The sequence below is a fragment of the Actinomadura geliboluensis genome (assembly GCF_005889745.1).
GTDB classification, from domain to species: domain Bacteria; phylum Actinomycetota; class Actinomycetes; order Streptosporangiales; family Streptosporangiaceae; genus Spirillospora; species Spirillospora geliboluensis.
In genome coordinates this window covers 22,901-36,072 of the sequence record NZ_VCKZ01000032.1, presented here as the reverse complement: position 1 = coordinate 36,072, position 13,172 = coordinate 22,901, and the positions used below count along the sequence as shown (strand labels likewise).

Below are 13,172 nucleotides of genomic sequence, written 5' to 3'. Positions count from 1 at the left end.
AGGTCGACCCCGAAGGCGACGCCGACGCCGACGGCACCGAGGCCGAGATGAACGGCATGGCCCTCATCCAGCGCGAACTCGGTGGCCAGATCATCCGCGAGATCGACAACTCCTGACCGCCGAGACGGCGCTCATGCCTTGACCATTTCCGCTGCAGGCGGCCCGATCGGGCCTAGCCGACCCGTTCGAGGACGGCCGGTGCCTCGGTGCGCATGGCCTGCAGGGCCTTGCGGCGTCCGGCGCCTCCCTTGACGCGGTGCAGTTTGTACCCGCCGGGCTTGTGGGCCTCATCGGCCAGGTGCTTCACGATGCCCTTGCACACGGTCTCCTTCATCTTCGCTCCGAGGCGGCCGTCGATGTGGAGCCACACCGCGACGTCGGACCGGTTGCCGAACTGGAAGATGCCGGTGTGCCGGCCGAGGCTGATGCACTGCGCTCCGAACGATTGGTTGAGGGGCTCGGGCCGCTCCCCCGCCAACCGGCTGAGCACCGTGTCGGCGGCCCGCGCGCCGAGCGGCATCGCGGCCTGGCAGCTCATCCGGAGCGGCAGGCCCGACGGCGCCGCCGAGTCCCCGGCCGCGACGATGCGCTCGTCGTCCACGCTGGTCAGCGTCTCGTCCGTGAGCAGGCGCCCCAGGGCATCGGTGCTCAGTCCGCTGCGCGCGGCGAGGTCGGGGACGCCGAAGCCGGCGGCCCAGATCGTCACCGTGCTCGGCAGCTCCCGGCCGTCGGCGAGCCGCACCGCATCGGACGTCACCGCCGTCACCGTGGTGCCGGGGCCCTCCACGACCGTCACGCCGAGTTCCGCCAGCCGCCCGGCCACCGAACGGCGCCCGCGCGGGTGCAGGTACGGGCCGAGCACCCCGCCGCAGACCAGGGTCACGTCGCGGCCCTGCTCCGCCAGTTCGGCGGCCGTCTCGATGCCCGCCGGACCGGCTCCGACCACCGTCACCGCGGCCGACGCGGGTGCGGCGTCGAGGACCGGCAGCAGCCGCTGCGCCTCCTCCAGGCCGGCGATCGGGTACGCGAACTCGGCCGCGCCGGGCACCTGCGAATCGGTGCTGCCGCTGCCCGCCGCGTAGACCAGGTAGTCGTAGCCGACCGCGCCGCCGCTCGCCAGCTCCACGCCGCGTCCGGCCGCGTCGATCCGCGTCACGCTGTCGACCACCAGCCGGACGCCCTCCGCCAGGACCTCCCGGTAGTCGACGACGGCGGAGCCGGTCCCGCCCACCAGTTGGTGCAGGCGGACCCGGTGGACGAAGGACGGGCGCGGGTTGATCAGCGTCACGGTCACGTCGCCGCGCCGCGTCAGGCGGTTGGCCGCCATGACACCGGCGTATCCGCCGCCGACCACGACCACATCGGTGTTCTCGGTCATGATGCCTCCCTCGCTTCGAGCGGTTCGAGCACAAGACGCCGCCCTGTCGCGCGATGTGACAGTGTGTGATCGAGACCACGTCGCAGGCTGTGTCGCCGTCGAGAGACCGTTGAGTCGGCCGAGAGCGGCGGTGAGGCCGCCGCGACCTCAGAGGGAGCGGATCACCCGGGCCGGGTTGCCCACGGCCACGACGTTCGCGGGGACGTCCTTCGTCACCACGGCGCCCGCGCCGATGACGCTGTTCTCGCCGATGGTCACCCCGGGCAGGACGATGGCGCCGCCGCCCAGCCAGACGTTGTCCTCGATCACGATCGGCTCGGCGGCCTCCAGTTTCGCCCGCCGCCGCTCCGGGGCGAGAGGGTGCGTCGGCGTGAGCAACTGCACGTTCGGGCCGATCTGGACATCGCTGCCGATCGTGATGGGCGCGACGTCCAGCGCGGTCAGGCCGAAGTTGGCGAACGTGCCGGAACCGACGGTGATGTAGGAGCCGTAGTCGACGTACAGGGGCGGACGGATATGGGCGTCCGGCGCGATCGAGCCGAGGAGGTTCTCCAGGATGGGGCGGGCCGCGTCCGGGTCGGTGGCGTAGACCTCGCCGTACCGGTGGGCCAGGGCGACGGCCCGCCTGGACGCCGCCTCCAGGTCGGGGTCGTCGGCGATGTAGAGGTCACCGGCCAGCATCCGCTCCCGGTTGCTGCGCGGGTCCCCGGCGAAGAAGTCGGTCATCGGCGCGAGCCTAGCCGGGCCCCCGCCCCGGGTTTGGCGCGGATCAAGCGTGGGAGCACTCTGGCCAAGATCGTGACCGGCGTACTTACCGCATCATGGCGCGAACCCGTAGTCTCGTGGGACGGACGTCCGGCGGCTGGCGGAGCGCCAGAGAGCAGGCCCTCGGGGGCCGGAAGTAGGGAGTGCACCGTGGAACCCGGTGGTCAGTTGAACATGCAGGAGCTTCTGCAGCAGGCGCAGGCCATGCAGCAGCAGCTCTTCACCGCGCAGCGCGAGCTCGCGGAGGCCGAGGTGCAGGGCACCGCGGGCGGCGGGCTCGTCACGGCGACGGTCAACGGGCAGGGCGAGGTCACGGGCCTGGCGATCGATCCGAAGGCGATCGACGCCGACGACCCGGCCGACACGGCGGAGACGATCGCCGATCTCGTCCTGGCCGCGATCCGCGACGCCGGACGCGCGGTGCAGGAACTCCAGCAGGAGAAGATGGGGCCGCTCGCGCAGGGGCTCGGCGGCGGCATGCCCGGCGGCGGTCTCCCCGGAGGCGGTCTGCCCGGCGGCTTCCCGGGCCTCGGCGGCGGTGGCGGCCAGGGCGCCTGAGCGCGAGCGACCAGGAGAGCGGACGACTAGGAAAGGAGGGGTCCGTTGTACGAAGGGGTGGTCCAGAACCTCATCGACGAGCTGGGCAGGCTGCCCGGCGTCGGCCCCAAGAGCGCGCAGCGGATCGCCTTCCACCTGCTCGCCGCCGACCCGGCCGACGTCGAACGGCTCGGGAAGGCGCTCAAGGAGGTCAAGGACAAGGTCCGCTTCTGCAAGACGTGCGGGAACGTCGCGGAGGAGGAGGAGTGCCGGATCTGCCGGGACGCCCGCCGCGATCCGCACGTCATCTGCGTGGTGGAGGAGTCCAAGGACGTCGTCGCGATCGAGAAGACCCGCGAGTTCCGCGGCACCTACCACGTGCTCGGCGGCGCGATCAGCCCGATCGAGGGCGTCGGCCCGGACGACCTGCGCATCCGCGAGCTGATGCAGCGGCTCGCGGACGGGACGGTCACCGAGCTGATCCTCGCCACCGACCCGAACCTGGAGGGCGAGGCGACCGCGACGTACCTCGCCCGGCTCGTCAAGCCCATGGGCCTTACCGTCACCCGTCTGGCCAGCGGCCTGCCGGTGGGTGGCGACCTCGAGTACGCGGACGAGGTGACGCTGGGCCGCGCATTCGAAGGACGGAGGCTGCTCGATGTCTGACACCAACAGCCCGCAGGACTGGAACGCCCTCGCCGAGCGCGTGGCGTGCCATGTCGACAACTACCTGAACGGACTGGAGGCGGTCGCCCGCGGCGACGGCGGGCGGCACACGATCCCGCTCCTCCTCCTTGAGGTGTCGCAGGTCATCCTGGCCGGCGCGCAGCTCGGCGCCAGCGCCGACGTCATCCTCCCGGACAACTGGGAGCCCGAGGTCGGCGACGACCCGGACCTGGACGCCGTCCGGCAGGGCCTGTCGGAGCGCCTCGTCGCGCTGGACGAGTACGCCGAGGTCTTCGACCCGTACAAGGACACCGAGACCACCGCCTACCGCCTGTCGGACGACCTGGTCGACGTCGCCAGCGACCTCGTCCACGGGCTGCGGCACTACAACCAGGACCGTCCCCTGGAGGCCCTGTGGTGGTGGCAGTACTCCTACTTCAACCACTGGGGCAACCACGCCGGCGCCGCGCTGCGGGCCCTGCACGCGTTCGTCGCGAACGCCCGCCTGGACGTCGCTCCGGAGGCCGAGGCGGAGGCCGCGCCCGCCTAGCCGCGCGCGCCCGGCGGGAGGCTGCGCCCGTCTAGCCGGACGCGCCGGGGCTCACCGGCGCGTCCAGCGCCGCCGCGACGACCTCGGCCGCCTTCTCGACGTCGGGTCCGATCCGCCCGCCGTCGGGCTCGTCCCAGGCGAACACGCCGAGGTCGCCGTCCCAGACGACCTGGGCGGTGCGGCCCCGGTAGCCGACGTTCAGGACGCCGCCGTCCGGACGCGCCGCGGACATCTGCGGCGCGCGCCGCCGCAGTGCCGCGTACAGCGCATGCAGCGGCCCCCTGCGCACCCTCGGCAGCTCGTCGAACGCGCCCATCGGCTCTCCCATCAGCTCGGACACCACGGCGCGCGCCCGCGCCCGGCCCAGGCCGCGGACGCGCCGGATCACCGGCGGGCGGCACGAACCGGGCGCGCCGCCCACACCCCGCCGCTACATAGACGCTTTGCCCTACCTTGTGGTGGTCCGCCGGGAACATTCGCCTCGCGCGGACCCCCGGCGGCCTCCGGCAGTTACCTGGTCGTGATCCATCGGAGCGGGCTCGGTAGACTCGACGTCCGGTACGCCTGACCCCGATCCGAGGAGCGCCCACTCGTGGCTCTTGTCGTGCAGAAGTACGGTGGCTCCTCCGTCGCCGACGCCGATGGCGTCAAGCGGGTCGCCCAGCGCATCGTCGCAACGAAGAAGGCGGGCAACGACGTGGTCGTCGTCGTCTCCGCCATGGGCGACACGACGGATGATCTCATCGATATGGCCAAGCAGGTCAGCCCCCTGCCGCCGGGCCGTGAGCTGGACATGCTGCTCACCGCCGGCGAGCGGATCTCGATGGCGCTGCTGGCCATGGCCATCGCGAACCTGGGCCACGAGGCCCGCTCGTTCACCGGCTCCCAGGCCGGCGTGATCACCGACGGCTCGCATGGCAAAGCCAAGATCATCGACGTGACGCCGGGCCGGATAAGGACCGCGCTGGACGAGGGCTCGATCTGCATCGTGGCCGGCTTCCAGGGCGTCTCGCAGGGCACCAAGGACATCACCACGCTCGGCCGCGGCGGTTCCGACACCACCGCGGTGGCGCTCGCCGCCGCGCTGGACGGCGACGTCTGCGAGATCTACTCCGACGTCGACGGCGTCTTCACCGCCGACCCGCGCATCGTGCCCGCCGCCCGTAAGATCCCGAAGATCTCCTACGAGGAGATGCTGGAGATGGCGGCGAGCGGTGCGAAGATCCTGCACCTGCGCTGCGTGGAGTACGCGCGCCGCTACAACATCCCGATCCATGTGCGGTCCTCGTTCAGTCAGAAGGAGGGCACGTGGGTCGTCGACAGCAGCGAGATCGAAGGACAGGACATGGAGCAGGCGATCATCTCCGGCGTCGCGCACGACCGGAGCGAAGCCAAGATCACCGTGGTCGGGGTGCCCGACAAGGTGGGTGAGGCCGCCACGATCTTCTCGGTGCTGTCCGAGGCCGAGATCAACATCGACATGATCGTGCAGAACGTGTCGGCGGCGTCCACCGGGCGCACCGACATCTCGTTCACCCTGCCGTCCACCGACGGGCAGAGCGCGCTGACCGCGCTGAACAAGCTGAAGGAGCGGATCGGCTTCGAGTCGCTCCGCTACGACGACCGCATCGGCAAGGTGTCGCTGATCGGCGCCGGGATGCGCTCGCACCCCGGCGTGACCGCGAAGCTGTTCAGCGCGATCGCCGAGGCCGGGGTGAACATCGAGATGATCTCCACCTCGGAGATCCGGATCTCGGTCGTCGTCGCGCAGGACGACATCGACACCGCGGTCGCCGCCGCGCACCACGCCTTCGACCTGGACTCCGACCAGGTCGAGGCCGTCGTCTACGGCGGCACCGGCCGCTGACACCGCGCGGGCCGCGCCGTCCCGTACCGGGGCCGGCGCGGCCTTTCGCATGTCCGGGAGCCGGGCTGTTTCGCTGTGATTCCAGCGGGTGTGGGCCGTTTTGGGAACCGGGGGTGGACGGCGGTAGTTCTGTGGATGTGAGTGCGACGACGGGCTCCGCCTCCGGGCTGCCGACCCTCGCGGTCGCCGGCGCCACCGGGACGGTCGGTGCGGTGCTGCTCGACCTGCTGTCCATCCGCCGGGACGTCTACGGGGAGATCCGCCTCGCCGGGTCGGCGCGGTCCGCCGGGCGCGTGCTCCAGGTGCGCGGCGCGCCGGCCGAGGTCGTGCCGCTCGCGCCCGGAGTCTTCGCGGGCGCCGACGTCGCGATCTTCGCCGTGCCGGACGCGGTGGCCGCCGAATGGGCGCCGGTCGCGGCCGCCCGCGGCGCCGTGGCGGTCGACGCGTCGCGCGCGTTCCGGACCGCAGCGGACGTCCCGCTCGTCGTCCCGGAGGTGAACCCCGAGCGGGTCCGGGACCGGCCGCGCGGCATCGTCGCGGGCCCCGGCTGCGCGACCCTCACCATGATCGCCGCCGTCGGCGCGCTGCACGACCGGTACGGGCTCCGGGAGCTGGTCATCGCGTCCTACCAGGCGGCGTCCGGCGCCGGCCGGGACGGCGTCGACACCCTGTACGCGCAGCTGGAGAAGGTCGGCGGCGACCGCACGCTCGGCCACCGCCCCGGCGCGATGCGCGGCGCGGTCGGCGACCTCGGCCCGTTCCCTGCGCCGCTCGCGCTGAACGTCGTGCCCTGGGCGGGGACGGGCGAGGACGGCGGCTGGACGTCCGACGAGATCGCCCTCCGCGACGAGACCCGCCGCGTCCTCGGCCTGCCCGACCTGAAGGTGTCGGCGACCTGCGTCCGCGTCCCCGTCGTCATCGGGCACTCGATGGCCGTGCACGCCGTGTTCGAGGAGCCCGTCGACCAGCGGGAGGCGCAGGGGATCCTCGCCCGCTCGCCCGGCGTCGTGCTCTGCGACAACCCGGACACGCACGAGTTCCCGACGCCGTCCGACGCCGCCGGCACCGACCCGGTCTGGGCGGGCCGCGTCCGCCGTTCGCTCGACGACCCGCACGCGCTCGACCTGTTCCTGTCCGGGGACAACCTCCGCAAGGGCGCCGCGCTCAACACCGTCCAGACGGCCGAACTGGTCGCCGCCGAACTGACCGCCTGACCCCGGTCCGCCCCGGCGGGCGGCGTCCCGGCCGCGCCGGACGGCGGCCGGGGCATGAGCGGACGCCGCGGCAGGGATTTAAGGTGGCATGCGTGACCGAGACGAAGGCCGTGAAGTCCGAGCAGACGCGGGCCGTGATCGTCCAGACGGCGCTGCGCCTGTTCCGGGAGCGCGGATACGACGCGACGACGATGCGGGCGATCGCCAAGGAGGCGGGCGTCTCGGTCGGCAACGCCTACTACTACTTCGGGTCCAAGGAAGAGCTGATCCAGGCGTACTACGACGAGCTGCAGGACGAGCACGTCGCCGCCTGCCGGGCCGTCCTGGACACCGAGACGGAGTTCGCGGCCCGGCTGCTGGGCGTGCTGCGGGCCCGGGTCGACACGATGGTGCCGTACCACGAGTTCGCCGGGAAGTTCTTCAAGTTCGCCGCCGAGCCGACCAGCCCGCTCAACCCGTTCAGCGCCGAGTCGGGCCCGGCCCGCGAGTCGGCGGTCGCGATCTACCGCGAGGTCGTGGAGGGCTCCGATCTGAAGATCGACAAGGAGTTCCGGGCCGAGCTGCCCGAACTCCTGTGGATCTACTCGATGGGCATCGTCCTGTACTGGGTGCACGACAGCTCCCCCGGCTGCCGCAAGACCTACCTCCTCGTGGAGCGGACGGTCCCGCTCGTCAACCGCATGGTGGCGATGTCCCGGCTGCCGGGGTTCAAGTCGGTGACGCGGGAGCTCGTGGGCATCATCCGCGAGGTCCGCGCCTGACCCGGGCGGCACGGGGGACGCGGGTCAGCGGAAGGTGATGTCCCAGTGGTCCTTCTCGCGGGCGAAGAGCGTGCCGTCCGGTGACCGGTAGAGGCGGGCGCCGTCGCCCCGCCGGCCGGCGTACGGGTGGCGCTTGATCGCGGCGTCCACGCAGCGGGTGGGGGAGATGTCCAGCTTGTAGCCGTTCGCATGGCTGTAGGTGCCGCTCGCGTGGCCGTGCTCGGTGCCGCCGGTCACGGTGATCTTGCAGCCGCTCGACCTGGCGAAGCGGATCAGGCCCTTGACCGTCCCCCACCGGACGCCCTCGAAGGAGGTGCAGGTGCGGACCGTCCGGTCGGAGCAGCCGCCGGTCGAGCGCCACCGGATGCCGTTGCCGCGCAGCGTGTACTCGGCGAACCGCTGCTCCAGCCGCAGCGAGTCGGGCAGTTCCGGGAGGGCGCTCTGCTGCGGGGCGTCCTGCTTCGGGGCCTTCGGGGCGTCCGCCTGCGAGGCGTCCTGCGCGGACGCCGGTGTCGCGGGCTCCTCCTCCGCCGTGGCGGTCGATGACGGCGAGCTGGGCAGCTGCGGTGCGGTGAGCGGCGGCGGTGCGATGAGCGGCTCCGGTTCGGTGGGCGGCTGGGGTGCGGTCGGTGGCGGCGGTTCGGTGGGCGCGGCCTGCCGCTCCACCGGTTCGGGCGCCCTGCGCGCGTTCGCGGGCGCGCCGCCGGGAACCCGCGATGCCGGTGCGGACAGCAGAATCGCGTGCGGGGGAGCCTCGGCCGGTGCGGCCCGCCGGGCGCGAGGCGGGTCGTCGCTCGCCGACGCGGCGGCGGACGGGACGGGGGTGAGGGCCGTAGCGGCGGCGCCCAAGGCCATGACCAGCGCGGTCAGGCGGAAGGCGGGGCCGTGCGGCCTCGGTATTCGTTCACCGAAGGCGTGCTGGACGAGCGCATGGGCGTGCCGAAGACATGTCACTGGGATCCCCCCGATCGGTGTTCTCCTGTACCGGGGGGCGGGCCGGGGCCTGCCTGGCGGCCGCCGGCCGCTCGGAGGGATGCCCGAGGTTCGATCTTGTAAACCGGGGGCGGGCGGCCCGCGCCGCCCACCCCCGGGATAGATCACGACATACCGAGATGCTTCCGGGCGAAGCCGATCTCGGCGGCCATCTGGGTGATCCGCTCCTCGACGACGAGCGAGCCGTGCCCCGCGTCGTACCGGTACACCTCGTGCGGGAGGCCCAGCTCGGCGAGGCGGCCGAGGTAGTTGTCGATCTGCCGGATCGGGCAGCGCGGGTCGTTCTCCCCGGCCAGCACCAGCACCGGCGCCTTGACCGCCTCGACGTAGGTGATCGGGGACGACTCGCGGTAGCGGTCCGGGACCTCGTCCGGCGAGCCGCCGAACAGGGAGCGGTCGAACGCCTGGAGGCCCTCCATCTCGTCCTCGTACGCGGCGACGTAGTCGGCGACGGGGACGGCGGCGACGGCGACGCTCCAGTCGTCCGGCTGCGTGCCGATGCCGAGCAGGGTGAGGAAGCCGCCCCACGAGCCGCCCGTCAGGACGAGCCGGGCCGGGTCCGCGAGGCCCGACCCGACCGCCCAGTCGCGGACGGCCTTGATGTCCTCCAGCTCGGTGAGCCCGACGCGGCCCTCGATGGCGTCCCGCCACTGCGAGCCGTACCCGGTGGAGCCCCGGTAGTTGACGCGGACGACCGCGAACCCGTGGTCGACCCAGGCGGCGGCGACCGGCGTGAACGAGTCGTCGTCCTGCGCGGTCGGCCCGCCGTGGACGTCGAACACCGTCGGGTACGGGCGGTCGCCGTCCGGCTTGCTGACCAGCGCGTGGATGCGGCCGCCGGGGCCGTCCACCCACACGTCCTCGACCGGCACGGACGGCGGCGCGGCCGGTCCGGGCGGGGTGAGCACGACCGCGCCGGAGGTGGAGCGGATCACCGGCGGCTCGGCGGCCGACGACCAGGAGAACTCGACAGTCCCGTCCGGCCGGACGGCGGCCCCGCCGATCACGCCGCGCGGGGTGTCGATCCTGGTCAGCGAGCCGCCGTCCAGGTCGTAGCGGTACAGCTCGTCGCGCGCCTCGTGCGAGTGGGAGACCAGCAGCGCGGTGCCGTCGGGGTACCAGTCGGCGCCGATCTCGCCGGGCAGGTCGAGGACGATCTCCCGCTCGGTCCCGGCGACCGGGTCCCAGATGAGCATCTCGTCGCGGCCGCGCCGCTCATGGTTGACCAGCAGCCGCGAATCGCCGTCGACCGGGGCGAACCCGGCGCCGTAGACGCCCTTGCCGGGGCCGTCCCAGAGGTCGGCGACCACGGTCCCGTCGGGGCGCAGCACGCGCAGCGCCATGTGGCGGCTGTCGCCGTGCTCGCTGTGCCCGATCGCGATGAGGCTCTCGTCGCGGGACAGAGCGGCGATGTGCGCGTCCTCCGCGTGGTGGTAGAGCACCTCGGGCTCCGCGTCGGGGCGGCACAGGTGGACGGTGTTGCCGTCCTCGGTCGTCCGTCCGATGACGGCGAGGCCGCTACGGCCCAGGGACAGCCCGGACGGATACGACGGCTCCAGCCCTGGAACGGCCGGAGCGCTCTCCGCCTCCCCGAACCGTGCGCGGTTCCAGACGCCGAACTCGTCCCCGTCGGTGTCGGCGAACCACCACACCCACTCGCCGGCCGGGTCGATGGTGCCCATCCACGTGCCGTTGGGGCGGTCGGTCACCTGGCGCTGCGCGCCGGTGCCCCGGTCCCAGCTGTAGATCTCCCACGTCCCGGTCACGTTCGACCGGTAGAGGCTCCGGTCCGGGGCGTCACGCGCCCAGCGGGGCAGGCTCATCCGGGCGGCGCGGAACCGCGCCTTCCATCGCTCGTCATCGACCATGCCCACCAGTATCGCCGCCGATCAGCGGCACCGGGCCGGGCCGCGGCACGGGACGGTCAGGAGCTGGACAGGCGGCCGAGCAGCTCGTCGATGGCGGCGCGGACCTGCCGGTCCATCGCGCGCGCGAACCCCGCCTCGACCGACACCTGCGCGCCCGGACGCAGCTGGGCGAGGGTCTCGGTGAGCTCGCCGAGGTCCTGGTCGCCGACGTTCTTGACGACGTGCGCGGCGATCAGCCCGACGAACATGCCGGCGAGGTCGTCCATGCTGCGCTGGAGCTCCTTGGCCACCGACAGCACCGCGTCCAGCGGCACCCCGGCCCGGACGAGCGCGACGGTCGCGTCCAGCTGGCGGCGGCTCCAGTGGGTGACGCGGTCGCCGTCCACCTCGATGTGGCCGAGGGCGACCGCCCGCTCGACGGCGTCGGGGCCGACGGCCTCGCCGGGGAACAGCGCCGCCAGCTCCGCCAGCGTCATCGTGACCGGGACCTCGTTCGACCACGGCGTCGTGACGGCCTTCTCCACGCCGAGGACGGTGCCGATGTCGCGGCCCTGCTCCCACGCCGACAGCAGCTCGCGGATGCCCTCCAGGGTGTGGCCGCGTTCGAGCAGGTTCCCGATCATGCGGAGGCGGGCCAGATGGTCCTCGGAGTAGAGGCCGATGCGCCCCTCCCGGCGGGGCGGCGGCAGCAGCTTGCGCTCCTGGTAGTAGCGCAGCGTCCGCACGGGGACGCCGGCCGCCGCCGCGAGCTCGCCGATGCGGTACTCGCGGACGCCGTCGCCGGTCTGCTCGTCCGTCGCCTCTTCGTTCACGGGCGTCAGCATAGTTCGCGGCCGGAGACGGACAATCCGGTGCCGCCCGGCGGCGGAACGCGATCCCCGCCGCTCGCGTCTGACCTGCGTTTCACCCAGGCAGAGAAAGGCCGACCATGCCCAAGAGCCGTTCCACCGCACTCGCGCTGACCGTCCTGGTCGCCGCCTTCGGGCTGACCGCGTGCGGCGGCCAGAACCGGTGGTGCGAGCACGACGCGACCGACACCAAGGTCAGCGACAGCTACTGCAAGAGCAACACGCCCGGCTACGAGTGGGAGTCGGGCGGCGGCTCCAAGCACAAGTCCAAGCACAAGTCCAAGCACAAGAAGACGAGCAAGACCAAAACCCGCCAGTCAACTACTTGGCCCTGAGAGGACCGGGCTTGCCGGTTCGGTCCTTCGGACTTCGTTTGCGCTCCCGACTGCCCGTTACGGCGGGGCGGTCACGGGTCGCATCCACCAGCCCCGCACGCTATGCGGGGGCGGGTTGGGGCATGTTGACGAATACCCACGCCGAGCGTGCGCGGTCGCGCACGTTGATCCCGGCGACGATGTCGGCGGGCCCAGCGAGGCCGCACCGGCGACATGTGAAGTGGTCCCGGCTACGGCGGTTGCCGCGGTCGGTGTGGCCGCAGCGGGGGCAGCGCTGGGAGGTGTAGGCCGGATCCACCGCGATGAACGGCACCCCGTGTCGGCGTGCCTTGTAGGCGATGAACTCGCCGAGTTGGTGGAAGGGCCAGGATGACAGGCGTGCCCGCTGGTCGCGTGGAACCGTGACCCGTGCGCGGATCCCACTCAGTTCTTCGAGTGCGATGCCGCGTCCGGTGCGTGCCGCGACGGCGACGACCTGTTTGGCGATGGTGTGGTTGACGTGCCGGGCGTGCCTGGACTCCCGGCGGGCTCGTTTCTTCAGCAGCCGGGCCGCCGCGCGGGTGCGTTTGGCCTGGAGTTCGGCGCGTTTGCGGGCCTGCCAGCGCCGGTACCGGGAAAGGCGGCGGCCCTGGTGGTTGTCGCCGTCGCTGGTGGTGGCCAGGTTGACGATGCCGCGGTCCACCCCGATCCAGTCGGCGGGCTCGTAGACGTCCGGTTCGGGAACCTCGCAGGTGGCGAGCAGAAACCACTTCCCGTCCCGGTGGACCAGGTCCGACTCGCCTTTGCGGTGCGCGGCCAGCATCTTGGCCTGGTCGGGGGAGCAGGCGAACCTGAGGTTCTTGCACCGCCCGGCCACCGTCCAGATGCTGACGGTGCCCGCGTCCAACTGCCACGACAGGCACCGGTCATCGAAGGTGTGCGCGGCGTCCGGGCGGAACACGATCGGTTTGGACTCGGCCTTGCGGCGCCGCGCGGATGCCGGGCTGCCGAGGCGGCCGTTGCGGATGGTGGCCCGGAGGGTGGTGTAGGCGTCCACGACTCGTTTGATCACGTGCTGGGCGGCCTGGGCGCCGAGCCCGGCGGCTTTGAGGTCGCCGTAGCACAGCCTCCGCAAGGGCAGTTCACGGCCGCGCTGCCCGAACTCCTCGAAGGCCACGACCGCCACGTGGTTGGCGGCGGTGTTGACCTGGTGGAGGGTGTCGGCCAGCGCCGCCGCCTGCTCGGGCGTCGGCAGGAGCTTGACCTGCACCACCAATTTCACAGTCTGTGACTGTATCATTACAGTCTATCGGTTGGTGTGGAGTGGACCCTGGCGGCGCTGGACGCGCCGCGCGCGAGGGGAGTGATTCCTCCCAGCCCAAAGGACCGGGATTCCTCGCTAGAAGCCTGC

General features: G+C 72.4%; 14 protein-coding genes. 7 read left to right on the top strand and 7 right to left on the bottom strand.

The genetic code is table 11. The annotated features are described in order from the left end of the window. Positions 1–172 precede the first annotated feature (172 nt). Together ETD96_RS07505 and ETD96_RS07500 are read right to left on the bottom strand one after the other, a co-directional pair. The gene (locus tag ETD96_RS07505; protein ID WP_138635550.1) at positions 173–1,378 is read right to left on the bottom strand and encodes an NAD(P)/FAD-dependent oxidoreductase; all 1,206 of its coding nucleotides are present in this window, start codon (positions 1,376–1,378) and stop codon (positions 173–175) included. A gap of 147 nt (positions 1,379–1,525) precedes the next feature. Next, complete coding sequence (locus tag ETD96_RS07500) at positions 1,526–2,104, bottom strand: sugar O-acetyltransferase (protein WP_138635549.1); 579 nt, start codon at positions 2,102–2,104, stop codon at positions 1,526–1,528. A gap of 189 nt (positions 2,105–2,293) precedes the next feature. On the opposite strand from ETD96_RS07500, the gene ETD96_RS07495 reads away from it, so the two are divergent. From ETD96_RS07495 to ETD96_RS07485, 3 genes are read left to right on the top strand one after another with little or no spacing between them, the layout of a single operon-like run. Next, on the top strand, positions 2,294–2,701 hold the full coding sequence (locus tag ETD96_RS07495; protein ID WP_138635548.1) for a YbaB/EbfC family nucleoid-associated protein: 408 nt from the start codon (positions 2,294–2,296) through the stop codon (positions 2,699–2,701). Between the two features lie 45 nt (positions 2,702–2,746). Continuing rightward, positions 2,747–3,346 (top strand): recombination mediator RecR, encoded by a 600-nt coding sequence (gene recR, locus ETD96_RS07490; protein WP_131936043.1) that lies wholly within the window; start codon positions 2,747–2,749, stop codon positions 3,344–3,346. After that, entirely contained in the window at positions 3,339–3,896 is a 558-nt protein-coding gene (locus ETD96_RS07485; RefSeq protein ID WP_138635547.1) for a DUF5063 domain-containing protein, read from the top strand. Before recR ends, ETD96_RS07485 begins: the two co-directional genes overlap by 8 nt. Before the next feature lie 31 nt (positions 3,897–3,927). Here ETD96_RS07485 and ETD96_RS07480 read toward each other — a convergent pair whose 3' ends face one another. Beyond that, positions 3,928–4,284, bottom strand: a complete 357-nt coding sequence (locus ETD96_RS07480) for a hypothetical protein (RefSeq protein WP_138635546.1) — start codon at positions 4,282–4,284, stop codon at positions 3,928–3,930. A 204-nt stretch (positions 4,285–4,488) separates the two neighbouring features. On the opposite strand from ETD96_RS07480, the gene ETD96_RS07475 reads away from it, so the two are divergent. From ETD96_RS07475 to ETD96_RS07465, 3 genes are all read left to right on the top strand, one after another. Then, positions 4,489–5,763, top strand: coding sequence for an aspartate kinase (locus ETD96_RS07475; RefSeq protein ID WP_138635545.1), 1,275 nt, complete (start codon positions 4,489–4,491; stop codon positions 5,761–5,763). Positions 5,764–5,900: 137 nt separating this feature from the next. Further along, a complete protein-coding gene (locus ETD96_RS07470) occupies positions 5,901–6,977 on the top strand; it encodes an aspartate-semialdehyde dehydrogenase (RefSeq protein ID WP_138635544.1) in 1,077 nt (358 codons plus the stop codon). A gap of 92 nt (positions 6,978–7,069) precedes the next feature. Continuing rightward, on the top strand, positions 7,070–7,738 hold the full coding sequence (locus tag ETD96_RS07465; protein WP_138635543.1) for a TetR/AcrR family transcriptional regulator: 669 nt from the start codon (positions 7,070–7,072) through the stop codon (positions 7,736–7,738). 24 nt (positions 7,739–7,762) lie between these two features. On the opposite strand, the gene ETD96_RS45750 is transcribed toward ETD96_RS07465, so the two are convergent. The 3 genes from ETD96_RS45750 to ETD96_RS07450 all read right to left on the bottom strand — a co-directional run bounded on the left by ETD96_RS45750 (position 7,763) and on the right by ETD96_RS07450 (position 11,411). Continuing rightward, positions 7,763–8,692, bottom strand: a complete 930-nt coding sequence (locus tag ETD96_RS45750) for a hypothetical protein (RefSeq protein ID WP_205719150.1) — start codon at positions 8,690–8,692, stop codon at positions 7,763–7,765. Between the two features lie 143 nt (positions 8,693–8,835). Then, the gene (locus ETD96_RS07455; RefSeq protein WP_138635542.1) at positions 8,836–10,599 is read right to left on the bottom strand and encodes a S9 family peptidase; all 1,764 of its coding nucleotides are present in this window, start codon (positions 10,597–10,599) and stop codon (positions 8,836–8,838) included. A gap of 56 nt (positions 10,600–10,655) precedes the next feature. Next, a complete protein-coding gene (locus ETD96_RS07450; protein WP_240807349.1) occupies positions 10,656–11,411 on the bottom strand; it encodes a MerR family transcriptional regulator in 756 nt (251 codons plus the stop codon). Positions 11,412–11,527: 116 nt separating this feature from the next. Here ETD96_RS07450 and ETD96_RS07445 point away from each other — a divergent pair, with 116 nt between their 5' ends. Continuing rightward, positions 11,528–11,782: a hypothetical protein gene (locus ETD96_RS07445; RefSeq protein ID WP_138635540.1), complete on the top strand. Its 255-nt coding sequence runs from the start codon at positions 11,528–11,530 to the stop codon at positions 11,780–11,782. 100 nt (positions 11,783–11,882) lie between these two features. Here the strand turns inward: ETD96_RS07445 and ETD96_RS07440 are convergent, their stop codons facing one another. Beyond that, the gene (locus tag ETD96_RS07440) at positions 11,883–13,043 is read right to left on the bottom strand and encodes an RNA-guided endonuclease InsQ/TnpB family protein (RefSeq protein ID WP_240807347.1); all 1,161 of its coding nucleotides are present in this window, start codon (positions 13,041–13,043) and stop codon (positions 11,883–11,885) included. Positions 13,044–13,172 lie beyond the last annotated feature (129 nt).